We start from the raw sequence: 25,015 nt of genomic DNA, 5'->3' as shown, positions 1-25,015 counted from the left end.
ATAGCTTATGTGTCACTATCAATGAGTACAGGCGACAAAAAAATTAACCGATTTAGCGCAATTCGCTGCTAACATCAGAATGCTTGTTTACCGTTACGTACGAAACTTGGTGCAATGACTTTAACAGCTACGCGCTTTTTACGCATTTCGACTTCAGCCGTATCACTAATACCTTTAGGTACACGCGCCATGGCAATTGAATAGCCTAAAGTTGGCGAGAAAGTCCCGCTGGTGATCGAACCTTCATGTTCAACGCCATCTGCGTCAGTGAAGAACACTGGCATGCCGTGACGTAATACACCTTTTTGTTCCATGATAAGGCCAACTAATTTGTCTGGCCCTGCTGCTTTAATTTCTGTTAGTGCTGCGCGGCCAATGAAGTCACGATCTTCTGGCTCCCATGCGATAGTCCAGCCCATGTTTGCTGCTAACGGGTTAATGGTTTCATCCATGTCTAAACCGTATAGGTTCATGCCCGCTTCTAAACGTAGGGTGTCACGTGCGCCTAGGCCACATGGTTTTACGCCAGCTTCAAGCAGTGCTTGCCATAATGCAGCGGCTTCAGCTTCTGGGACGATGATTTCGTAACCCGCTTCGCCGGTGTAACCTGTGGTCGCAATAAATAATGATTCTGACTGCACACCAAAAAACATTTTCATGCCTTCAACGGCGGCGTTTTGCTCAGCGCTGAATACTGTAGCCGCTTTAGCTTTCGCGTTAGGACCTTGCACAGCAATCATTGCAAGCTCAGGGCGCTCAGTAATGGTCACATCAAAACTTGCTGACTGTTTTTCCATCCAGGCTAAATCTTTAACGCGAGTGGCTGAGTTAACCACCACACGGTAATGGGTATCAGTAAGGTAATAAGTAATGAGGTCGTCGATAACGCCAGCGTTGTCGTCTAGCATGCCGCTGTAAAGCGCTTTGCCAGCGACTTTTAGCTTAGCAATATCGTTTGCTAATAATTTGCGTAGGAATGCACAAGCATCGGTACCTGTCACATCAACCACTGTCATGTGTGATACATCGAACATGCCTGCGTCTTGGCGCACTGCGTTATGTTCTTCGATTTGTGAACCATAGTTAAGTGGCATATCCCAACCGTGGAAATCTACCATCTTGCCGTTTGATTCTAAGTGCTTGTTAAAGAGTACAGTTTTATTAGCCATTATTATCTCTTTTTTATGAGCCTTCTGAGGGTACAACAGGTGAAGGCGATTTATATACCGTGAACATTGGAAATATCGTCTTTCCGATATTCACGGCTATGAATGGGGCAAAATTATACCCATAGGGTGAACTTTGTATAGTAGGAAATTTTCTAATCCGAGATTTTAACATTAGTTTAACTAATGCGAAGGGTGTAGTTTTTTTACAAGAATTTCATCTACTTCGGCCGATCCCCTGATATATAAGAGGTTTTAGGCCGAAGTGATATCAAATTTTACTCACGGCAAAGTTTAGGAAGTTTCAGTTTATTGCCTATAGCCTGTTTGATGAACACTGTTTTTAGTCCAGCGACATTATCAATCAGGTTTAAACCCAAATCACGTAAGGCTTTTTTAACTGGATTGCTGCCTGCGAATAGTCGTTTGAAACCTTCCATTGCACTGATCATCTCTATCGCTTCAGCTTTTCGCCAGCGCTCTAGTGCACGAAGGTTGGCGTAATCACCGAGATCTTTACCCGCGTCATGTAACTCGCTAACGGTTTCGATAATACTGGCCGCATCTAAAAAGCCTAAGTTAACCCCTTGGCCTGCTAACGGATGAATGGTGTGGGCGGCGTCGCCTGCCAATAACAAACGATGACGAGCAAAGTGGCGTGCATAACGCATACGCAGTGGGTGTGATTGACGCTCGCTAACCAGTTCACATACGCCTAAGCGACCATCAGATGCTGCGGTTAAAGCTTTAGAAAATTCTTCAGGCGATAACGCTAATAGCCTTTCGGCTTCTTGTGGCGATACTGACCATACGATAGAACAAAGATTGTCTTCGTATAGTGGCAGTAATGCTAATGGGCCGTCGGCTAAAAACACCTGACGGGCAGTGTCTTCATGGGGCTGACTCGTGCGAATGGTGGCTACAATGGCGTGGTGGCCGTAATCCCAAAAGGTCAGTGGAATTTGACACTGGGTTCGCACCCAAGAGTTAGCGCCATCAGCTGCAACCACTAACGCAGCACTTAAGTTTTCGCCGTTATCTAAGGTTAACCAAGACTCACGTTCACCAAAAGCGATGCGTTCAAGTCGCTGGCCTTCAAGATGGGTAATGTTAGTTAATTCGCTGGTGCGCTTGGCTAAGGCGTAACTGATGGATTGGTTTTCGATTATCGCCCCAAGGGATGGCTCGCTGATGCTGGCGGCATCAAAGGCAATTTTGCCTAAGCCGTCTTTGTCCCATACGGCCATTTTTTGATAAGGCGCAGTGCGGGCTTGGTCAATGTATTGCCAAGCACCTAAGTTTGTTAGTAATCGCTCACTGGCTTTGTTAATCGCACTCACACGTAAACGTGGCTCACCTGACACTGCCTCTGTTTGGCCCGCATCAATCACCACCACATTTAAGTTTGCCTCGGCTAAACCGATTGCCGTTGCCAAGCCAACCATTCCACCGCCAACTATGGCTACATCATAGGTCTGAGTTTGAAACATGTTAATCCTTAATCTTCAATCGGTTTACTGAGATGCTTTATAACTGCACTTGCAATCTTTAGGCACTTTTCCAACCCATTGCTTTATGGGCAATAGGCGCTTTGAGCGGCGGACACCATGACAACAATCTTAGCCCTAGACTGCGCCCAGCGACTAATGGCCAGTACTGATTTGAGAAGCCGCGCACTAAAAACTCTACATTGTTGATGGTATTGCTACGATCAGCTTCACGCAGTGACAGATAATCATGTATTACAGTGTGTTGGCCAATATCTAATGCTTGTTGCTGTTGCAGGCTGTGTTTGATGACTGTTTCTATGGCATCAATTAAGCCGACCACATCACGTAAACCTAAGTTAAACCCTTGGCCTGCAATCGGGTGCAAGGTTTGCGCAGCATTACCAATAAATACCGTGCGATGGTATATCGGTCTCGGCATATACGACAATGTCAGTGGATAACTGACACGCTCGCCTACATCGGTAAAGCGCCCTACTCGGTTGCCAAACGCGCGTTGTAATGATGCTAAAAACTCAGCTTTAGGCGCGGTTTTAAGTGCTTGTGCTTGCTCACTATCAAGCGCCCACACCAATGACAAACGTGGCTGATGGCTTTTACCTTGTACAGATTCAGATGACATCGGCAGTAACGCTAAAGGCCCAGTGTCGGTAAACCGCTCATAAGCCCAACCTTGATGCGGCTTATCAGTTTGTACATTGGCAACGAGTGCGACTTGGTCAAACTCAACTTTTTCAATGTCTTGTTTTAGTGCTTGGCGTACTTTGGAGTGTGCGCCGTCAGCAGCTACAAGCAACTGAGTACGAATTTGCTGGCCATTACTGAGGGTTAAGCTGTGACCTGTTGCGTCAGTTTCAAGGGCGTCTAAGGTCGCTGGGCAATAAAGCTTAATGTCATGTTGCTTTAACTCATCAAACAAGACCTTACCGACTTTAGCCAGCTCAACGACTTGGCCCATGGACGAGAGATTAAACTGCTCAGCGTTGAGTTCTGTCATGCCGAAATGACCACGATCGGATATGTGGATGTTTTCAATCTCGGTGCCAAGGCTTGCAAGTTTTGGCCAAATACCTAAACGAGTTAATTCAAATACTGAGCCATGAGCGATGGCAATAGAGCGCGCGTCAAACCCTGGATGATTGGCATCTGGTGCTACGGCTTCAATAATGGCAATTGATAACGGTCGGTTAAGTTTGGTTTGATATTTTTCAGAAAGCTGGGCTAAACCCAATGCGAGACTGGCCCCTGCCATCGCACCACCAACAATGGTGATATCCACTTTTTCTGCATCGTTATTAGCAATAGGCTTATTTGTCGTTGTGTTACTCGAAATAGGCTTAGTAGACGTTGAAAGTGTTTCTGGCTGGGTCATAAAAGCGTGTTCTTTTTATTAATTAGATTGACGCTTGCGCACAAGACTTATTATCTGTGCGCGTGTTTTAGCTGACTAATTTACTGTTTAGTACTTAGTGAAGCTTAAATTATTAATGCAGTGGCGCTGCAGGCTCGCTGTCATCGAATGGGATTTCTGGGCCGAACTCTGAATAACATAATACAGCGGCCATTCTGACAAACTCATGCAGTTCGATAAACGCAGCTTCTGATTCATCGTCATCGCTTACGTCAAATTCAACTTGTGCAATCGCACCTAAGTCTTGAATGATTTCACGTACATCTGATGATGCGCCATTCAGTTTAGGCTGAATTAACGCAATGGCAGTAAGGTAGCTTTGTACCCATAAGGCTAAACATTCTAGACGAGTGCTTAGTGGCTCTTCTTCTTCAGGTAGTAACGGATTAAACCCATATTCAGCATCGCCCAAACGGGTGGCTGTGTCTTGAAACAGTTCCGTGATTAATTGCTGTAACTCGCTGGTTAATGGCTGACCATCGTTCATTAATTCAAGTAATGGTTTTAGCCAAACGGTATTAGCTTGTTCTACCCCACCACAAATTAACCCGACTAAGGCGCCATGCACCTCGACTGGATGCTGACCAATTTCAGCTGAATCGAGTGCTTTTTTCAGTTTTTCAATACATAAAGAAGGAGGGGTTGCCATGGTAATGTTCCATTAAATATTCAATCTGCTGCAATGCTAGCAGAGTTAATAACTGCCACCAAACTCTGCACAAGAATTTGCTGAGTAATTTAGCCACCGGTGACGTGTTTTTATACAAACTTTGATGTGAATCTCTTTAGTATAAAGCACCTTGGGATGATTAGCTTAGATAACAGGCTAATTGCTTGTTAATCATTAGGTTCTGTTTTCAGTTTTTTAATGGTGCTGAATTAACTAAATCAAAAGCTAATATAAACCTTGCCACATATAACTCGATAAACTAAGCGAATGGTGTCAAAACTAGTATGCTTAATCAGGTCGAAATAAACATATTCGGTATCTAGTTGCGGTATCTGTTGATTCAGTTTGGATAGCGATAAATTGCTAGCAATTAACCTCTGTTGTCACTAGGAGGTTACATATGCGGCCTAAGCTGCTCATACATCAAGCAAATAGGTGTTAAGGACGCGAGTTACCTTGCACTTTTAATATATGCGCTATATAGTCCGCAAATAGGCTAGTTCCATTCTCTTGATTGAGTGTTAGATAATAAGCACTTAGTGTTATGCGATAAGCTTTACGGCTTAATCTTAAAGAGAAATGGCTTTAATGCTAAAGCGTTACAGTCAAGGGGTTAGATAAACTGCTACAATTTTTATTTTAGACGAATAAGGATCCTCAGCGACATATGAGTAATAGTGCTATAGATATCTCCCTTTTAGGGCGCACCTACTCTATCGCTTGTCCAAAAGGACAAGAGGATGCATTGCGTTCGATCGCTAAAGGTGTTGAGCAACAGCTGACTAACCTGAAAGCACGTACCAACAATTTAAGCCGCGAAGAATTAGCCATTATGGCCGCGCTGAATATTGGTTACGAGTTACATGAAGAACAGCAAAAGAATAAGCAGTACATGGCGCAAATGGATGAGCGTATTTCGTTATTACAGTCGACGTTAGAAAACTCGCTGATTGAACGAACTAGCAAGGACGACTAAACAGTTTTTAGACTTGTGTTAGACCAATTTTAAGTTGAGTTTGACATGATTCACACCGGTTTTGCTCCCTGGGATATGCGCTTGTAGGTTATGTCCCTGTGCCGATATTTACAAACCCAGGGTGAATGCTTTCATTGACATTGCGTATGCTCGGCTTGTACCGAGAAACCTTAGGAGATGAACATTTTCCCGCCTTGAACCTACGGTTCAAGGGCTACACCGACGGTCGGTATTCTGGGGAGCATCCTAATTAAACAAACCACCTTATTCGGGTGGTTTTTTTATGCCTGAATCTTCAGCATTTGACTCTGAGATTTAGCCATATACTTTTACGATTAAGCGTCCGTTTTCAGCACTTAACCCAATACTTAACTCAGCACTTAACTCAATACTTATTAGTACAATGTCGACCGCTTAACAATGAAGTCCCGCCACGTTACCCTCCCCTTAAGCAACTCAGTTAACTATCCAATACTTGTCAAAAACTGTATCAAAACTTGTGTAATCAGGCTGCAAAATTGTTACGTATCGCAAACTGACAAAGATACACACGTTAAAACTATGGTTGATATTGTTTCAGGGAAAACAATCATGTATAAAGCCTACAATATTAATAACTTGTAAATATGGATTATGACAGGTCGTACCCGACATTTTACCTTTTTCAACCTCATAGTTATCACTGGTCTCGTTATCTTATCTGGCTGTAAATCAACTCCAGAACCCGTTGAACCAGCTTATGTTGTCCCCGCTGCACTTGCTCACTTACCTCTTGATGCAGCTAGTCAGGGCCTAGATATTATTGATACCCAAATGGCGCTTGGCGATCGTAATTTATACCTCACCAATCATGGCCATATTAAGATGCTATCAACAGCACAATGTCCTATTGATATCTCAGCCCATCGTGGTGATTTTCGACAGCCGGAAAGTAGCTATAACGCCATTGCTGCAGCATTAAATGACAACTTCAATAGTGTTGAAATTGACGTCATGCTACTTAAAGATGGCACTTGGGTTAATCACCATGACAGTCAAACTGGTCGTGCAACCGTGCACTACACTGGCGAGCGCTACAAGCTTGAGCGTATGTCTCGCAAAGATTTTTCTGAACTGAAACTGCGTGATAAAGACACGAATGCTTTACTCAATGAGCGCCCAATTACGGCCACTGAAGCATTTAAGATATTTGCCGCTTATCGCCTGCCTTCGCAAAAACTCAATGTAGAAATAAAGTCCGATGCCAATGGCCAAGAACTTGTCGATTTAGACAATATGCTGCGTAAATATATTGGCCTCAGTGGTTATTATTTTTCAGCGGCAGATCAAGACACTTTATACAAACTTCGTGGGATTAACCCTTATGTGTATCTTGGTTTTTTACAAGGAGGACACCCAACGAGTATAGAAAAGCTACGCAGTGATTTACGTAAAGGGGTTAAAAATGATGCCTATTACCTTGATAACCAAGATGACATCGAGCTAGCTGGACGTTACGGCACTAAGCGCTATCGTTCACGTTACAAAGACTACACCAGCAGCGAAGCCCTAAGAAAACTGCAAAATAAGCTCGGTAGCAATTCTGGTATTCATCTGGATATTCGCAGCTATATGCAGCATTTAGCAGTAAAAAGTCGAGCTCATAGCTTAGGAATGAAAGTCTATACTTATTCACTCAATGGCACCGACTATCATCAAACACAGCTGCTTAAACTCAACAAGAATAAGCTGCCTGACGGTGTGATTGTGGATGCGACACCTTATAAAATTTGCCAACGTTTATTTACCGCCTCAGTGCCTGCAAAGCGCTACCAACCGCTCAGTAACCTTGGTCGTTATATCGCATCATTGCCTCAAGATGCAGACTTTGATCGTTTTCAGGAAATGTTGGGCTATCAGACTGAAGGCTATTACCTTTCCCTCAATGACGGGCTTAAATCCATCACTGGCACCAAAAAGGCACATGTGAAAAATACCACGCCAACCCCCTTGCTTGAGCATGGATTTCCGACCATTACTGACGAGAAAATTGAGCATAAAACCGGTGAAACCATTTTACTCACTTTGCCTGATAGCAAAGCAAAATAGCGCACACAAAGACAATAATAAAAACAAAAAGTAAGCAACAAAATGACTGATAAAAAACAAAGCCCATTTGCAACCAACTTGCTCAATAAAACGCCAACACAGCAGAAAATGCAAGTGGCAGAAAAGCAATTAGAAAAAGTACAAAAAAAGCAGAAAAGCTCGTCCGCAAAGGCCGCTGCCCAGCAAGCCCGTGAAAATGAAATCACCAAATTAGGCAAACCTTTTTGGTGGATGATGCTGATGTTTATTTGCTCGGTATTGTATTTGTTCCCTGAGGCGGTATTTAATGCAGCGCTAACTGATGTGGCAGGCGGCAAAAACTCCAGCGAAGATGATTTACGCGCGGTTGAATTATTTGGCCGAACCATCAGTGGTATTGGTGTCACCCTGTTGTTGGCCGATATGCTATTAAAGGGCAAACGAGTCGCACGTGTAGGCCGAGCCATTGGCTACTTCGCCTTGATTGCAATCTTGGTATGGCCAACGGTGTTTTTTGGGCAAAAATGGCTGGTTGATCATTTTATTATTGATGCCTCGTCACCGTCTGAGCGTCAACAAGCTTATTTATCTCAAGTATTACGCAGTGCGTTGATTGAAAAGTCAATCCAGTTTGAAGGCATTGATTACGACCCTGACTCTGACCATAACGCCACAGAAAAAACCTTCTTATCGGTGTTTGGTGGCTTAGTTTACGCTGACGATAAACTGGTCGATGATCTTAAACAAAAGAAGCGCATGATCATGGAAAAGTTTGTCCGCGATCGCGCGTTGTCTCGCTTTGACGAGCACTACGCAAACTATGATGAGTTTCGTCATTCACTGCGGGATAATTACAAAGAGTATGCTCAAGGTTCTAACGAATACAACCAAGCACTGGCAAGCTCACCTGAACGCTCAAATGAGTATTGGCTAGATACTCAAAATCAAGTGAAACAAGGTTGGGGTAAGTATCAAAAAGGCGTTAGCGCTTATGAAGCTCGAGTTGAATCTAGAGCGCAAAAAATCGCCCCTAAAATGTATGATTTTTTTGAGCGTCGCAATAAATGCGGCGACATGAAAAAAGGCAGCCGTAAAAACAGCTGTTATGAACGTTTACAAAAGGGCTACGACAAAGAAATCGCTAAATACAGCATTCCTTATATTCCCCCTGATGATTGGTTAATCCGAGAAGAAATTTCGACGTCTGAAAATGTCGGTAACTCTATTATCACCGGCATCATGACGTTTGGTTTATTTACCGCGATGCAAGCAGCTGATGCTGCGACGGGCGGCGATGCAGGCTTTAAAGATCATCGTATGGTCTATACCAATGATGTTAACCACTATAAGAATGTGTTGATGGTGAAAATGGAACCTGACTTTGTCAAAGAATCAGGTGGTTACCCATTAGGAATTTCGTCTATTCATGAATTTAGACATCATGAATTAACCAGCCTTAAAGTGAATAAAACCCTCAAACAAAAAGGTTTGTCTTTACCCACCACTTGGGTGATGGCTGATCGCACCAGTTTTGATAATGCCGTTGCCAAAAAAGTTCGCCAAGAAGCGGATAAACGCTGGCGCTCAAGCATGAAAAATAAAGGCTTAGATATGCCGCCTAATTTGAGTTGGTCACAATTCCAAAAGCAAGGCGACATTCAAAAACGTATCGAACGGAAAATGAAAGAGCTTTATGTTAGCCCAACCCTCGCAGATTGGAATAACCGCGAATTTAAGCAGCGTATTATTGAGCCTAATATTCAACGTAAAACCACAGAGTACCTTAATGTACTTGAGGCCCAGCAAGCTGAATTTGCTGATGGCGGCGCATTTGAATCAACGGGTAAATCTGCACTGCGCGCAACCATAGTGCCACCTATATCCATGTCGATTAGCTTAGCATTAGTGTTATTAACGGTATTAAAACTGCCGATGAAAGCCGTTGAGTTGGTCCAAGCTAAGCAAGCCAATAAAACCAATGCTGAACCCGCCGATGGTAAACAAAAAGCCAAAGCAGGTTACATTAAAGGCGGAATTTCTGCGGTGTTATTGTTGTCGATTTTTATCGTACCAATCACCGTGAGTAGTAACCAATACACCATGAAAGATTCCGCTATGCATTACTTTTTTGAGCAAATGGAAAACAATGACTCTGCCAGTATTTCATTCGCACTTAAATGGTTATTGGTGACTCAGCCTATGGTGCAACCTATTGGTGCTCGGATCGATGAACACCTAATGATTACTCGGGGATTTGATGCGATTAGCGAGCCGATTAACCGCTTTGATTTAGCCATCATGCCAGAGCATGAAACCAGCTCTCATCCAAGCTCAGCATCTGTAGCTAAAGCCTTATTGCCACTCACAATTACTACTAATATTAGTGGTGCGAATATCGCCGTAATGAACATAAAACCGAAATATGCGGCAGGTATGATGCTGCCGCCTGGAGGCTATGACATTAAAGTGTCAGCTAATGGCCATCAAGCTGTTAGAAAATGGGTATACCTCAAGGCCGATGAAACAGATTTCACCATAAAGTTATAAAACGAACGACCAGTTTAACGTCACATTCACGCATTGATTGATAGGAAGTATTACGTGAGTAAATTAGAACAATTCCAAGAGTTTATCCGCAATAACGGTAAAGACTTAACGGGTGTAAATGTACCCGTTGTATTAAGCGACGAACAAACAAAACTACCAGAGCTCAATTTTACCTTTGGCTGGACCATTGAGATCGGTGTTACAGAACATGAACACGGCGGCCATTGCCCTTCTGGGATAAAATCTGGCTCGGCATCAAATGCCTATAGTTGTGCTAATGATACTGCTAAACAATATGTTAGCGGTCAAAATAGCTTGTTCAACGATCGCTTCCTTAAAATCCTCGGCCCTGATATTTCTGAGAATTTTTTGATTAAAGATAGGGGCTTAAAATCAGCTCCTGAGACTTATGTAGGCAGTAAAGTCTGTTATACCTGTGACGGTACAGGTAAAGATACTTGTTCTAGTTGTCATGGTCGTGGCAGTACTTCTTGTTCAAGTTGCGGCGGCAAGGGCCGTAATCATGTCACTCGTTATGAAAACAATCGCACCATTCATACCACGGAGTCATGTTCAGCTTGTTGGGGGAGCGGTAGTAATACTTGCGGCGGATGTGGCGGAAGTGGCAAGGTCACTTGTCGCACTTGTGATGGTGGTGGTTATCTCTACTTTAGTTACACCATTGACGGTAATGCAATACGCAGCACAAAGTGGGCTTATAACACCAATGATTACCATGAATGGACTACCGATTACGTTAAGAAAACCGGCCTAAAACTCGTTCACCAACTAACTGAAGTCACCGAAGTTAATGTAGAAGGTGCGTTAGATGGTTGCACCTTTATATATGCGTTTACCGCTAACCTGCCTACTTTGCAATTTACTGCCAATATCGATCAAGTTGATACCACAATGTGCTTTGCTGGGAGCAATAATAACACCCACGATGCCGGTGGTGTTTACGATCCAGCAGTGTGGAGTGTGGCCAAGCAATTAGGTGGCGGTAGTCAATCAACTGATAAATCGGTACTGGCAACGCCTGCGATTAAAGACATCATTGAAGCTAGCGAAACCAAAACAAAAATTGGATTACTGGAAGAGAACTGGGTTTCTAATGATATTAAAGAGGCTGTGGTCTCCAATTATCAGACCTTAGTGACCCAGCTTAAAAAACAAAGTGTTAAAGGTATTGCACCTAAAATGTTTGGCGGCTTGATCAGTTTCACTTTTCTATTCCTTACTTTAGGCATTTTATTCGCTGCCATGTACCCCACTTTTGCACAAGATTCTGCATACCGCATGAGTGTACTACAGCTTCCTGAATGGTATTTTGCATTACTAACAATGAAGTTTGCCTTATTTGGCCTGCCTGCTTTATGTAATTACTTATTCTTTTTTGGCTTTTTCTGGCTGAGCTTTCAATGCGTCAAAAAGTGGTATTGGAAGAACATTGGCCCTGGGAAGACATGGTTACTCGCATTCAGTTTAACCATACTCGTCCCACATATTGGGTTCAGCTTGTTCTATAACGGGCTTGAAGTTATTAACCATCCATTAGAAGTAACCAATGCATTATTGGCAGCATCAATATTAGTGGGCTTTTACTTTATGATGTTTGGCGCTAAATTGCCTAACAGATGGTATACCAAGTTACTTGGGTTCATCGCTGGTATTGGTGCCTTCTGCGCCATGCATTACGGCCTGTATTTATTGAATACTCGAGTCGGTTTTATTGAAAACCATGGAAGGTATCCGCATGAATTATTGGAGTTTTTACATCCTGGCACTCGATTCATGGCCGAAAACCTAGTTGAATGGGCCATGTTATCAGTAATATTTGCCTACTTCCTTACACGTCGCCAATTCTGGCTAAAAGCCAAATGTTTAGTTGCTGAATACGACAGCCCAGTATTACTAAAATCAATGAACATGGAAAAATAACCCATCATTGCTAAGTAATACACAATTGAAAAACGCAGATTATGGGTAACCTAATCTGCGTTTTTTTATCTTACAACTGATTAATTCTCGTCATATAAGCAAATGCTGCTTAAACAGTTGATTATCTTCTTTGAAATTTTGCTTTATCGCGATAACCTGAAAACGGTTTCCTTATTAATAACGCCTTTTTATCTTTCATTTGTAAGTGATGGAGTACTTCCTACCTATGAGCATGACGCGTTTTATGACTAATTCAGATGAGCAGCCATTAACTCAAGCTGCAAATCAAACCTCAATTACCTATTTTTCCTCTAGCAGCACTGCAACTGATCCTGCGGTATCTCATCAAATAATGTTGGAAAATGACTCTTTTACCGATCCTTCATTATCTGAGCCTATTTTTGATAGTAATGATATGAGTCGTGACAATATACGTCGCCATATCAGGCAGCAACGTAATGGGATTTCAGCAGCGGATCAAAATCAATTGGCTTTAATTGCCAGCCGTCACTTGTTAGCCGAAATTCAACGGATTTCTGCTAAGCGGGTCGCACTGTATTTAGGTTTTGATGGCGAATTAGCAACGGGCAAGTTAATTGAAGCGTTATGGAAACATGATGTTGAGGTGTATTTACCGCGCTTGCACCCTTTTGCTAAGGGCCATTTACTGTTTATGCGCTACACCCCGGATACCCAGATGATTAACAATCGCTATGATATTGCTGAGCCTAAGTTAGATATCCGCCATATGGTTACAGTAAACCAACTAGATATGATTGTGACCCCATTAGTGGCCTTTGATGATCAAGGTAACCGTATGGGGATGGGCGGCGGATTTTACGATCGCACCCTAGCACAAGTAACTGACAATAAACCTCTGGCTGTAGGTTATGCCCATGACTGCCAACAAGTGAGCTTTTTGCCAATAGAGTATTGGGATGTGCCCTTACCGGTGATCATTACGCCAACGAGAAGGATTTTCTCAGCACATTTGGGGTAATGCGCAGTTGGGTTAATGAAAAGTTGGATTAATGAAAAGTTGGATTAATCAAAAGTTAGCTTAATCAAAAGCTAGCTTAATCAAAAGCTAGCTTAATGAAAAGTTGGATTAATCAAAAGTTAGCTTAATCAAAAGTTAGCTTAACTAAAAGTTGAGGGATACGCTCAAGATTTGGCATTGCCAATATTGACTGAGCGCAAAAGTCAGCTTAACCAACTACAAACTCAACTTAGGTTGAATAAAGTCGATGAAGGCAGAGATCCGCTTGGCGACTGTGGAGGAACGATAGTACACAGCGTTGACCTGTTCCCTTGCTGTATTAGATAGCTTTTGTGTCTCTAGTATCGATATCAATCGCCCAGCTTCAATATCTTGTTTGACCATAAAACCAGATAAACACGCAATGCCATTACCTGCAATCGATAACTGACGCACCGTCTCTCCGTTGCTGGATGAAAAACTCGGGTTAAGTGCTTCAAATCCTTTTAACGGCCATTGATTGAGTGCTTTTGAGCCTGTTAAACCTATGGTGTCGTGTGCGCTTAAATCGGCAGTTTGCATCGGTATGCCTCGAGTAGCGAGATATTCTGGTGCTGCCACTAAGTACAAGGCGCTTTTACCCAGTGCTCTAGCGTGTAATGAAGAATCTGATAAATGACCGATGCGAATGGCTAAGTCGGTGCGTTTTTCAATTAAATCGACAATGCCTTCATTGGAGCTTAGCTCTAATTGAATGTTAGGGTATGCCTGATTAAATGACTTTATGAGTGGCACAAGTTGATGGAATACAAATGGGCTAGCGGCATCCACGCGTAAGCGCCCTTGGGGCATTTCTTTTTGAGCCATAAGATCATCTTCAGCCTGTTGGATCTGCTGCAACCCTGTGCGAATTGAATCAATAAAACGTCGCCCCTCGTCAGTAACATTCACGCGTCTGGTGGTGCGATTAAGAATAGACACGCCCAACTGCTTTTCAATTTTACTCACCGCACGCGATACCCTTGCAACTTGAATATCCAGTGCTTCTGCTGCTGCAGAAAACCCTCCGGTATCTACCACGGTCAGTAAGATGGTTAAATCATCGGATCTTGTCAGCATGTCTATACCCTTAATCTTTCAATGTCATTTCACCTCTTCATTATAACCATTAATGACAAAAGTAATTTGTAAAAAGCACTATTTTTAGCAAATAAGCTTATCGGCATAATAGCGTCATTGAAACAAAACACGCACTGAAGTTAATTACTTGAATGAGACAATATTATGCCTTTAGCACTCCTTGCATTGACGCTTAGCGCCTTTGCTATCGGTACCACTGAATTTGTCATCGTCGGCTTAATTCCGACTATGGCTGCCGATTTAAATGTCACTCTGCCATCAGCAGGGTTACTTGTTAGTTTATATGCATTAGGGGTCGCCATTGGCGCTCCTGTGCTAACAGCCCTTACGGGTAAATGGAATCGCAAACATGTGTTACTTGCCGTAATGGCATTGTTTGTAGCCGGCAACTTCTTGGCGTGGCAATCGCCTGATTACACTACCTTGATGCTGGCGCGAATACTCACAGGTTTAGCCCATGGTGTTTTCTTTTCGATTGGTTCAACCATTGCGACAGGCTTAGTGCCAAAAGAAAAAGCTGCCAGCGCTATTGCCATTATGTTTACCGGCCTCACTGTAGCCTTGGTGACAGGGGTACCGTTAGGTACTTACATTGGCCAGGAATTCGGTTGGCAAGCCACCTTTTTAGTCGTCGCTGTACTGGGTTTAATCGCTCTCATTGGTAGCGCGATATTAGTGCCTAATAACTTAAAACAGCCACCAGCGGCTAAGTTATCGGCTCAAGTTAAAGTATTAACTCAGCCACGCTTATTGCTGGTATACGCGATTACTGCTTTGGGTTATGGCGGCACATTCACCGCTTTTACTTTTCTAGCGCCAATTTTAGAGCAAGTTTCAGGTTTTAATCCTGATGCGATAGCACTGATTATGTTGGTTTATGGTGTTTCGGTAGCCGTCGGTAATATTTGGGGCGGTAAAATGGCAGATAAAATGGGCCCGATTAAAGCGCTAACCATCATATTCTCTGGTTTGGTAACGGTATTGATCATGTTTAACTTTGCCGCTGTTAACCCTGTGACTGCTGTAATCACTATCTTGATTTGGGGCGCATTTGCTTTCGGTAATGTCCCTGGTTTACAGGTATACGTAGTCAAGTTAGCTGAAAAATACACGCCAGATGCCGTTGATGTGGCTTCAGGTTTAAACATCGCCGCATTTAACGTCGGTATTGCATTAGGCGCTTGGGGCGGCGGATTAATTGTGGCTAACGCAGGCTTAATGCACACCCCTTGGGTTGGCGCTGTGATTGTATTGATCGCACTGGGATTAACACGTTTAAGTGGCCGACTAGATAACAAGACGGCAGGTTTAAATACAAAGGCTCAATCTGACACTCAAAGCCTATGCTCTGACTAACTTTTGGTTGTCATGACATAATGTTTTAGTGACGGCATAAATAGGCTAAGCCTTCCGCTTAGCCTATCTTCACTGAACATCGTGATATCATCATTAACCGACAACATAGCCCAGTATTTTAAAGGCTACTTTAACTGCCTACCACCATCTACCGCATAACTTCTGCCAGTGACATATTGGCTCGACAACAAATAATCCACTAGCTCGATAATCTCACTATTACCCGCCTCTTTTGGCAATATCGCTTTAGCTAATGCTTTGGTTTTATATGCCTCGTCATCACCTTCGTTAAACAAAATCATTGCCGGCGCAATAGAGTTCACTTTTACTGCTGGGGCTAATTTGGCAGCAAAGGATAAGGTCATATTGTGCAGCGCCGCTTTACTGGCCGCATAAGCAATGTGTTTCTGACTGCCCTTTTCAGCGACGTAATCTGTAATGTGGATAATGTTACTGCTACCGACACTTTCGCCTGCTGAGGCGGTTAACATGTCAGCTAAGGCAAGGTTTATTTGATAAGGTGCGCTGACATGAATGTTCATCATTCTGGTCATGATATCGGCAGAGGTGATGTCAGCACTGGTTTTATCGTTATGCCAATCAGATGCGTTATGAATAATGCAATCTAACCCTTGATGCTGCGCCTTAATTCGAGTCAGCATGTCATCGATTTCAGCGGGTTGGCATAAGTCGCACTGATATAAATCAGCCCCTAGTTCTAACAACTCTTCGATTGATGGATAGTGACATCTGAAAGTGCCAATCACATTAATATCTTGGGCAATAAAGTGTTTTGCCAATGCATAGCCAATTCGTTTGCCGACACCGGTAATCAGTATGGTTTGTTTCATTTGGGATCTCTTATTCTTGTGTTAATCCAAATCTGCTTTATGGATATTAAAAAATAAACTCGAAAAAAACAAAGGCCATTAGCACTGACTAATGGCCTAATCATCATTGATGACTTTTTATAGACTTATCTTTTGTAGCTTTTGTGAACTTAGATTTTGTAAACTCAGCTTTTGTAAACTTAGTTTGTAAAATCAATTTTAAGTTATAAAAGACAAGTTAGCTTATTTAACCCTTAGAGAAAAACTCTGCCCGTGAAGCTGGATTATTTTTAAAGCATCCACCCAGAGCTGACGTTTTAGTGTGGGATTGAGTATCCATAATCCCACGAGACTTAACGCAGTAATGGGTAGCATTAATGCTTATCGCTACATCATCGGTTTCAAGTAAGGTTTGTAGCGCTACTAGCACTTGCTGTGTCAGGCGCTCTTGTACTTGAGGACGTTGGGCAAAAAATCGCACCAGTCGATTGATTTTGGATAAGCCGATAATTTTCTTTTTCGGCAAATATGCTACATCAGCTACACCATCAATGGTGATAAAGTGGTGCTCACAAGTACTCACGACACTGATATCACTGACCTTAACCATTTCCTCAACGCCCATCTTGTTGTCTATTTGGGTCACTTTAGGAAATTGATGATAATCAAGCCCTGAGAAAATCTCATTAACGTACATTTTTGCAATCCGATGCGGCGTTTCGCATAAGCTGTCATCAGTTAAGTCCAATCCGAGAGTTGAAACAACTTCAGTCATTAAGCCTTGGATACGTTCAATTTTTTGCTCATTAGTCATGTCATTTTCAACTAATGGCGTTTCAAGACCTCGCTCAATTAATACTTGCTGCACTTTGCGTGCTTCTTCTGAAATCATGTGTTTTCCTTATGACAACCCGTGCCAAATAAAAACCACACCGTTACGTGAAAGCTTGCTAGGCGATCGCTTATTTGCGCTGCTCTAAAGACAGTGAAACAGAGTCGGCAAAACGTAAAGCATGAGGTTTATCAATCGTTACTCGTGACATGGTAATAGATGGGTGTTCACTACAAATAGCCAGTACATCTGCTACTAGCTTTTCGAGCAATAAGAAACGCCCTTCTTCAACATGTTGAATAACTTTTTTAGTGATAACTTTATAGTTTAGTGCATCAGCAACATCGTCGGTTTCAAATGACTTGTCGGCTGGATATTGGATCTCAATATTGATCACAACATCTTGCTGTTTTTCACGTTCGTCTGGGTTAAAACCAATAAAGGTACGTAAACGAAGATTTGTTACTTTAATCATTGCTTGGCTAATAGACATAGTGAGCCTCTTGTAAATACATAAACGTGATACGTGAGAATGAGCAAGTTAGATCACATAAAAAAGAGCCAACGTTTCACCGTTGACTCTTATAGTTATAGCGATAAATCGCTAGTTTTGCTAACTAAAACTCTTTGTAGTTTCTATACTTAACTTTAAATATGATCAGATAGAACACTGGCACAATGATCAATGTCAGTATGGTTGCCACACCTAAACCGAACATTACCACGGCAGCCAACGACTCAAAGAAGGCATCGGTTAATAGCGGTAACACCCCTAAAATAGTCGTAATTGCCGCCATACATACTGGCCTTACACGGCTCACTGTTGAGTTAAATACTGCCTCAAAAGTTTCGATCCCATTATTAATATCGGTATTGATTTGATCCAGTAATACAATGCCATTCTTAAGTAGCATGCCCGATAAACTCAGCATCCCTAACAGCGCCATAAAGCTAAATGGTTTATCTAAAATCAATAAACCTGAGGTAATACCAATAATCGCAAGCGGTACACAAGCCCAGATAACTAACGGCTTTCTAACAGAGTTAAATAGGAACACCGTAATTAAGAACATGAACAAGAACCCTAATGGCAGCGTCGCAAATAATGACTCCTGCGCATCACTTGAAGATTCATACTCACCGCCCCATTGCAGCTCATAACCCACAGGCAGCTCCAATGCTTCAACTTTCGGCTTAATGGTTTTAAATAGCTCTGCAGGTAAAATGTCATACTCAAAATCAGTATCAGCAAATACCGTTAAGGTACGCTTACGATCCCGGCGTTGAATAATCGGATCTTCAAACTTCACTTCAAAACCATCGACAACTTGCTGCAGCGGTACAAACGCGCTCAGTGCTGGGCTCCAGATGCGGATGCTTTCCATTGACTCGATATCAATACGTTCATCTTCTGGTAGCCTACCGATAATAGGCAGCAGTGTTGTTCCTTCTCGATAAACACCAATTTGCATGCCAGTAAACGAGAACTTCAATGCCTCATCAACTTCACTTTTTACAATACCTAAACGACGCGCTTGGGTTTCGTTAAAGCGTGGTGCAATGTATTTCACTCGCTCACGCCAGTCATGACGTACATTGACTGTGGCGGGGGTGGCATTAAAGATTTCCATCACTTGTGCGGCAATACTACGCAATACATCTGGGTCGGCGCCACTAATGCGCGCTTCTATTTTCGCATCCGTTGATGGACCAATTTCAAGACGCTTAAATTTAAGCTGCGCTTGAGGGTAATCCGTTTCAACATCCTTCCTGAACTTAACCATTACATCGGTTAAGGTTTCAAAGTCAGTCGTACGAATAGAAATTTGCGCATAAGATGCGTAATTCTTTTCAGGTGAGTACGTCAGCAAAAAGCGCGGGAAACCTTTACCTATGGTCGAGGCGACAAATTCCACATTATCAAGCTCAACCGCGATGCTCTCCATGCCTTCGACAACCGTTTGGGTTTCACGTATATCCGTGCCTTCAGGCATCCAAACATCAACTAAGAATATCGGAGTCGTTGAAGGTGGAAAGAAGGATTGTTTAACGTATGCAAAACCATAGATAGAGATACAAAACGCAATCACTACTGAGATAACACTGACCCAGCGAAAGCGCATACATAGATCGAGCAGCATTTTATAAAACACAAAAAATGCGCCGCCATAAGGATCTTTTAACTCACCTTCTACTTTCTCACCCTCTGCGCCAAAAAATAGCTGCGCAAAGAAAGGCGTAATCGTAATTGCGGTAATCCAAGATAAGAATAACGAGAACAACAATACCCAGAATAGCGAACCGGCAAATTCACCTGTCGAGTCAGGCGATAAGCCAATAGGGGCGAATGCGGTAATCGCAATCACTGTTGCGCCTAAAAGTGGCCACATGGTTTGCTTTACAATAGCTTGAGCTGCTTCTAGTGTTGTTTGCCCTCGTTGCCTGCCAATGAGGATCCCCTCGACAATCACAATGGCATTATCCACCAGCATCCCCAGTGCAATAATAAGCGCACCTAATGAGATCCGCTGCAGCTCAATTTCGGCTTGTAGCATCAACATAAAGGTACCTAGGCAGGTTAAAAATAAGATTAACCCAATTAAGATACCAGACTTGAAGCCCATAAATACCAGTAACACCCCGACCACAATCACCACTGCGGCAATCAGATTCCACACAAAGCTGCCTACTGAAGCGTCCACTTCGTTTGGTTGGTTGTACATGGTTTCAATGACCATCCCAGCTGGGCGGACACTTTCAATGCTCGCCAGTTTGGCATCAATCGCTTTACCAACTTCAACTACATTTACCCCAGTTGAAAATGAAATACCGATATTAATGGCATCGTGTTGATCAAATTTAAGTAGATTGGTTGGAATGTTTTGAAAGCCACGAGAAACCGTTGCGACATCTTTCAAATAGATAAGCTTGTTGCCCTGGGTGCCAGGAATAATTAATTCTTCAAGCTCGCTGACGGACTTAAATCCGCCACTGGTGCGGATTTTTAAGTTGTCGGCTGACACTCTGATATTACCCGCATCAGACACCATATTTTGCGAGTTAAGCAAATTTTGGATTAATGAAGGATCAATGTTAGAACTAGCCGCTTTGTTCAGTGACATCTCAACAAAGACTTGCTCTTGCTGATTACCTGCAAGAGAAACTTTACCCACACCAGGAACTAACTCAAGTTCACGTTTTACATAATCAACATAATCGAGAATATCTCGGTAGCTATAGTCTGCTCCGCTGACCATCAACATGATGCCGTATACATCACCAAAGTCATCATTAACGATCGGTGTTTGACCCCCTGGCGGTAAACTGGCTGACATGTCGTTCACTTTACGACGTAATTCGTCCCATATCTGCGGTAGCTCTTCTGGGCCGTATACATTTTTCATGGTCACGGTGATTTGTGACATACCAGAAGTACTTAATGAGCGAATGTAATCCACATATGGCAAAGCTTGAATCGCCTTTTCAATGGGATATGTCACTTCTTCTTCAACTTCTGTTGAAGTCGCCCCCGGATACAGCGTTACCACAACGGCATCTTTAATCGTAAATGGTGGATCTTCTAACTGACCAAGACCGGTGAATGCCATTAAACCGCCAATCAATAAGATTAAGGTAAACATCCAACTGATAACGGTATTTTTAACAAAGTAACCTGCAATATTCATAAGACACATTCCTTTGTTTTCGCTGTTAGTAAGTCACTATTGTGGCCATAAGAGCCCATTAATATTCCCATCATTTAGGCTCCTTCTATCAGCTTTACACGCTGACCTTTCACTAACCTTGCGGCGCCAGTCGTAATAATCGTCAATCCATCTTCAAGGCCACTGGTGACTTCAATATCATTTCCGACAATCACCCCTAGCGTCACTGAGCGATATTCAATTGATTTATCACTTGGGTTATAAAGCCAGACACCACTTGCTTGGGTATTGATATCGCTACCGTCTTGCATGACCACGGCTTCAATAGGCACTAGATACTCTCGATTATAGGTGTATGTCATATCACTTAAGTTGACTTCAACTTTGGCAGGCATACCTTCCAATACTTTGTACTTAGGGTCTAAATCGACAGCTATGGTGGCAATGTAAGTTGATGTTAGTGGGTCTTTTTCGGTATTAACTTCAAGTAAACGCCCTTCAAATGTCGTATTAGGAAACGCTTCAAAGCTCACTTTTAGTCGTACCTGCTGCTTTCTGTCCTCTTCCTTTTTAGACACTGCAATCAGTACGTCAGGGATTTGCACATCGACTTCGATTCGCTCAACCTTTTGCATGCTCAATACCGACACTCCCGGTTGAACGTTTTCAAAAGATTCCAAAAATACATCACTGACAATGCCTGAAAATGGTGCTCTAAGTTCGGTATACTGCAAATAGAGTTCAGCTTGTTTCTCTTCCGCTTTAGCCACCAAATACTGTGCATTCATTTGATCATACTCAGATTGTGCCATCAGCTTACTATCAACCAGCTGTTTGCCTCGCTGGGCTTGCTTATAACTGACTTCTTTTCGGGCTTGTCGGTCACTCAATGCGATTGTAAAATCCCGTTTTTCTAGCACTGCAAGCAGCTCGCCTTTTTCAACCACTTTGCCTTTGGTTGCAGGTATTCGCTCAATTCGCCCTTCGACTCGAAATGACAGGTTAGTTAAATCCTGCGCTCTTGCAACGCCATTAAACTCTCTGATCACTTCATTATTAGCACGGGGTAAAGTGTAAGTTTTTACTAAGGTTTCAGTTGGCTCTATGGTCACTTTCGGCGTACATGCTGTTATAGCAATAAGGCTTACTAATACCGCTAAGGTGTTTCTCACTTTATGACTCACCAGTTTATGAGAAGAAATTTTCTTATGAGTAGAAAGTATCTTATGAGGAAAAAGTGTCTTCATCTTATAATCCTCGCTCTTTAATCCATTTAACCGCAGACTGACCATCCTTGAGCTCGCTTGCTCCAGCAACCACTAACCAATCACCATCATTTAAACCTGTCATTAATCGAGTGCCTTGTAATGTCACAGCCACTTTTTTTATCCGCTTCTCTTCTGGTAACCAAACAAATACGAAAGTATCTTGGTTTTCTTTAACCATTGCACCAGCAGGAATTTTGGGGTGAGCATCTGCCGTTCTTGCGGGCAGTTTAACTTTCACCTGCGCTGACATCCCGGGAAGTACATTAAGTTCATCTGGCATAGGTAAAGTAAGAATGATGGTGTAACTGCTGGTCGTTGGATCCGCAACCGTGTTTAGCTCTTTGAGTTTTGCCGCATACCAGTGATCGCGACTATCAAATTTCACTTCGATATTATTGATATCTTGTAAGCTCTTATCTGATTTTTGTAGAAATCCAATAAACTGTTCGGGTAACTGAAAGCTAATATCTGCTGCGGACTCAGTGCGGATCCCCATCACCTCTTCTTGCATTTGCACAAACTCAAACTCACGCTTCATCCGCTTAGAAATCACCCCTTGATAGGGTGCGATTAAATTAGTGTACGTCACGTCAGCTTTAGCTTTATCCAACGCTGCTTGGGCAATAGTGTAATCACTCTTTGCTTGGTCATAATCATTACGAGATACAACACCTTGCTCAACCAAGGACTCATTACGCTCAAAAAGTACTTTAGCCAATTCAAACTGCGCTTGGGCGACGGCTAATTGCTGCTGGTATATATCACTATCCAGTGTCGCCAAAATATCACCCGCTTTGACAGGATCACCGGGTCTCACCAATATTTGGGCTATTTCACCTGACACACGAAAAGATAAAGCCGCTTTTTCAGATGCTTTAACTTCTCCTGGTAAAAAGCGCTCACGGTATTCTGTGCCGATATCGACTTGTTCCACTTTGACAGGTCTTGGAATGCTAGAAACACTAGTGGCTTCATCGCTGCTTGCAGCGGCGGCGGAAAAAGTAAAAAGACAGGAGAACGTCGTGGAGGTTATGAGTAAAAAAGAAGCAAACTGGTTGAGTTTCTTCATATTTTGTTCCATCAAAAAGTGAGCAATTAACTCGATAGTAACACTCAATACCTTGGCATTAAAGGTGCGCTGATACTCATAAGAGATCTATTGTGTGACATTGAGCGTACCCATAATGACTATTAATAAATCTGAAAGAGGTCTCACAATGGAATTAAGAATTTTTTACGATAGCGCGTGCCCATTGTGCAGTAATGAAATGGAGCAACTTAAAAAGTATGACCGCTTGCATAAAATTGAACTGGCGGATCTAAATCAGCAGGGTTTTGAGCAAAAGTATCCTCATATTGATTTAAGTGTGGCTAATAAGATATTACATGCTGAAACCAACACGGGTGAAATCCTTACAGGCTTAGATGTGACAGCTAAAGCGTGGGCATTAACCGGCAAGCACAAATGGATACAGTTACTCAGGTTGCCTTGTGTCAAGCCTTTTGCAGATATCGCTTATCGAGGTTTTGCTAAAAATCGCTATAAAATTTCTTACTTATTAACAGGTCAACAGCGCTGTGAAACAGGCAGCTGCAACTTAAAATGAATCAATCAAATTACTTGAATCAATCGAGCAACTTGAATCCATCGAGTAACTTGAATACATCGAGTAAGCAGACTCAATCGATTAATAAAGCAACCTAGGTGGTGTCAATGCTCAACAGCACTCAATCAGCCATCATCATTGGCGCATCATCAGGTATTGCAAGCGCCATTGTTGATCAATTAATTGCAAATAATGACATCGAACAAATCATTACTGTCAGTCAAAGTACACAATACCAAGCTACTGTGACTGATGCGATTAAGAATAAGGTTAATCTGCAGCATATGGTTTCAGATTATACAGCTGAAAGCATAGCAAAAATTTGCGATTCCTTAGCCCCAATCAAAGGCCATATCGTTAACGTGTTTATCTGTAATGGTAGGTTACACAATCAAGTTGATAAGCAAGCCAACGGCAGCTCTACTGCTGAGGTTCAATCCCTGACAAGTTCAAAAGACACAACATCGAGCCCATTACTTGCGCCAGAAAAGCGCTTAGAAGAGATTAATCCAGAATCGATGCAGGCACTATTCCATTCAAACACCATAGTGCCGATGATGTGGCTACAACAACTTACTACATTGCTTAAAGGTAAACAGCCTTGCATCATAACGGTATTAAGCGCCAGAGTGGGCAGTATCAGTGATAATCATTTAGGCGGCTGGTATAGCTATCGTGCATCGAAAGCGGCATTAAATATGCTAATCAAAACCACTGCAATTGAATATGGCCGCAGAGCTAACAACGTCAAACTGATTGCGTTTCATCCTGGTACCACAGACACTGATTTGTCAAAACCATTTCAACACAACGTACCCGAAGGAAAACTGTTCACAACTAGGTTTGTCGCACAACAATTACTGACGATTCATCAAGGGTTATCATTCAATCATGAAGCGGAATTTCTAGACTGGCAAGGTAAAACAATACCTTGGTAAACAATAGCTTGATAAACAGTAGCTTGATAAACAGTAGCTTGATAAACGGTATCTTGGTAAACAATACTTTGATAAACGGTAGCTTGGTAAACAATAGCTTGATAAACAGTAGCT

19 protein-coding genes and 1 other RNA gene are annotated in these 25,015 nt (G+C 42.5%); 9 read left to right on the top strand and 11 right to left on the bottom strand.

What is annotated here, in order from left to right; translation table 11 throughout:
• Positions 1 to 74 precede the first annotated feature (74 nt).
• The 4 genes from gcvT to BCU84_RS11795 all read right to left on the bottom strand — a co-directional run bounded on the left by gcvT (position 75) and on the right by BCU84_RS11795 (position 4,734).
• Positions 75 to 1,169, bottom strand: coding sequence for a glycine cleavage system aminomethyltransferase GcvT (gene gcvT, locus BCU84_RS11810; protein ID WP_102528279.1), 1,095 nt, complete (start codon positions 1,167 to 1,169; stop codon positions 75 to 77).
• Between the two features lie 275 nt (positions 1,170 to 1,444).
• The gene (locus BCU84_RS11805; protein ID WP_102528278.1) at positions 1,445 to 2,656 is read right to left on the bottom strand and encodes an FAD-dependent oxidoreductase; all 1,212 of its coding nucleotides are present in this window, start codon (positions 2,654 to 2,656) and stop codon (positions 1,445 to 1,447) included.
• Between the two features lie 58 nt (positions 2,657 to 2,714).
• Positions 2,715 to 4,046, bottom strand: a complete 1,332-nt coding sequence (gene ubiH, locus BCU84_RS11800; RefSeq protein WP_102528277.1) for a 2-octaprenyl-6-methoxyphenyl hydroxylase — start codon at positions 4,044 to 4,046, stop codon at positions 2,715 to 2,717.
• Between the two features lie 112 nt (positions 4,047 to 4,158).
• Complete coding sequence (locus BCU84_RS11795) at positions 4,159 to 4,734, bottom strand: UPF0149 family protein (RefSeq protein WP_102528276.1); 576 nt, start codon at positions 4,732 to 4,734, stop codon at positions 4,159 to 4,161.
• Positions 4,735 to 5,422: 688 nt separating this feature from the next.
• On the opposite strand from BCU84_RS11795, the gene zapA reads away from it, so the two are divergent.
• The 6 genes from zapA (at position 5,423) to BCU84_RS11765 (ending at position 13,286) form a co-directional block, all read left to right on the top strand.
• Positions 5,423 to 5,731, top strand: coding sequence for a cell division protein ZapA (gene zapA / locus BCU84_RS11790; RefSeq protein WP_102528275.1), 309 nt, complete (start codon positions 5,423 to 5,425; stop codon positions 5,729 to 5,731).
• A 62-nt stretch (positions 5,732 to 5,793) separates the two neighbouring features.
• A non-coding RNA gene (ssrS, locus tag BCU84_RS11785) (6S RNA) lies at positions 5,794 to 5,976 on the top strand.
• 388 nt (positions 5,977 to 6,364) lie between these two features.
• Positions 6,365 to 7,819, top strand: a complete 1,455-nt coding sequence (locus tag BCU84_RS11780) for a glycerophosphodiester phosphodiesterase family protein (RefSeq protein WP_102528274.1) — start codon at positions 6,365 to 6,367, stop codon at positions 7,817 to 7,819.
• A 42-nt stretch (positions 7,820 to 7,861) separates the two neighbouring features.
• Complete coding sequence (locus BCU84_RS11775) at positions 7,862 to 10,345, top strand: hypothetical protein (protein WP_102528273.1); 2,484 nt, start codon at positions 7,862 to 7,864, stop codon at positions 10,343 to 10,345.
• A 54-nt stretch (positions 10,346 to 10,399) separates the two neighbouring features.
• Positions 10,400 to 12,286: a hypothetical protein gene (locus tag BCU84_RS11770; RefSeq protein ID WP_102528272.1), complete on the top strand. Its 1,887-nt coding sequence runs from the start codon at positions 10,400 to 10,402 to the stop codon at positions 12,284 to 12,286.
• Between the two features lie 226 nt (positions 12,287 to 12,512).
• Positions 12,513 to 13,286: a 5-formyltetrahydrofolate cyclo-ligase gene (locus BCU84_RS11765; RefSeq protein ID WP_102528271.1), complete on the top strand. Its 774-nt coding sequence runs from the start codon at positions 12,513 to 12,515 to the stop codon at positions 13,284 to 13,286.
• Positions 13,287 to 13,502: 216 nt separating this feature from the next.
• Here the strand turns inward: BCU84_RS11765 and BCU84_RS11760 are convergent, their stop codons facing one another.
• Positions 13,503 to 14,384 (bottom strand): LysR family transcriptional regulator, encoded by an 882-nt coding sequence (locus BCU84_RS11760; protein ID WP_102528270.1) that lies wholly within the window; start codon positions 14,382 to 14,384, stop codon positions 13,503 to 13,505.
• Between the two features lie 165 nt (positions 14,385 to 14,549).
• On the opposite strand from BCU84_RS11760, the gene BCU84_RS11755 reads away from it, so the two are divergent.
• Positions 14,550 to 15,761, top strand: a complete 1,212-nt coding sequence (locus BCU84_RS11755) for an MFS transporter (protein ID WP_102528269.1) — start codon at positions 14,550 to 14,552, stop codon at positions 15,759 to 15,761.
• A gap of 125 nt (positions 15,762 to 15,886) precedes the next feature.
• Here the strand turns inward: BCU84_RS11755 and folM are convergent, their stop codons facing one another.
• The 6 genes from folM to BCU84_RS11725 form a co-directional block, all read right to left on the bottom strand.
• Positions 15,887 to 16,612 carry a dihydromonapterin reductase gene (folM, locus tag BCU84_RS11750; protein WP_102528268.1) on the bottom strand — a complete coding sequence of 242 codons (726 nt, stop codon included), beginning with the start codon at positions 16,610 to 16,612 and terminating at the stop codon, positions 15,887 to 15,889.
• A gap of 226 nt (positions 16,613 to 16,838) precedes the next feature.
• Complete coding sequence (folE, locus tag BCU84_RS11745; RefSeq protein WP_102528267.1) at positions 16,839 to 17,483, bottom strand: GTP cyclohydrolase I FolE; 645 nt, start codon at positions 17,481 to 17,483, stop codon at positions 16,839 to 16,841.
• Positions 17,484 to 17,553: 70 nt separating this feature from the next.
• Positions 17,554 to 17,910, bottom strand: a complete 357-nt coding sequence (gene folX / locus BCU84_RS11740) for a dihydroneopterin triphosphate 2'-epimerase (RefSeq protein ID WP_102528314.1) — start codon at positions 17,908 to 17,910, stop codon at positions 17,554 to 17,556.
• A gap of 130 nt (positions 17,911 to 18,040) precedes the next feature.
• Complete coding sequence (locus BCU84_RS11735) at positions 18,041 to 21,109, bottom strand: efflux RND transporter permease subunit (protein ID WP_102528266.1); 3,069 nt, start codon at positions 21,107 to 21,109, stop codon at positions 18,041 to 18,043.
• Positions 21,110 to 21,183: 74 nt separating this feature from the next.
• Positions 21,184 to 22,335 carry an efflux RND transporter periplasmic adaptor subunit gene (locus BCU84_RS11730; RefSeq protein ID WP_102528265.1) on the bottom strand — a complete coding sequence of 384 codons (1,152 nt, stop codon included), beginning with the start codon at positions 22,333 to 22,335 and terminating at the stop codon, positions 21,184 to 21,186.
• A 1-nt stretch (position 22,336) separates the two neighbouring features.
• The gene (locus BCU84_RS11725; protein ID WP_102528264.1) at positions 22,337 to 23,425 is read right to left on the bottom strand and encodes an efflux RND transporter periplasmic adaptor subunit; all 1,089 of its coding nucleotides are present in this window, start codon (positions 23,423 to 23,425) and stop codon (positions 22,337 to 22,339) included.
• Positions 23,426 to 23,573: 148 nt separating this feature from the next.
• Between BCU84_RS11725 and BCU84_RS11720 the strand changes: the two genes are divergently transcribed.
• Positions 23,574 to 23,963 carry a DUF393 domain-containing protein gene (locus tag BCU84_RS11720; RefSeq protein WP_102528263.1) on the top strand — a complete coding sequence of 130 codons (390 nt, stop codon included), beginning with the start codon at positions 23,574 to 23,576 and terminating at the stop codon, positions 23,961 to 23,963.
• A 107-nt stretch (positions 23,964 to 24,070) separates the two neighbouring features.
• Complete coding sequence (locus BCU84_RS11715; RefSeq protein ID WP_102528262.1) at positions 24,071 to 24,901, top strand: SDR family NAD(P)-dependent oxidoreductase; 831 nt, start codon at positions 24,071 to 24,073, stop codon at positions 24,899 to 24,901.
• Positions 24,902 to 25,015 lie beyond the last annotated feature (114 nt).

It is taken from the genome of Shewanella sp. 10N.286.51.B7 (assembly GCF_002873615.1).
Classification (GTDB): domain Bacteria; phylum Pseudomonadota; class Gammaproteobacteria; order Enterobacterales; family Shewanellaceae; genus Shewanella; species Shewanella electrodiphila.
Note: the sequence above shows the minus strand (reverse complement) of the source record. Positions and strands in the feature narration are given on the sequence as shown.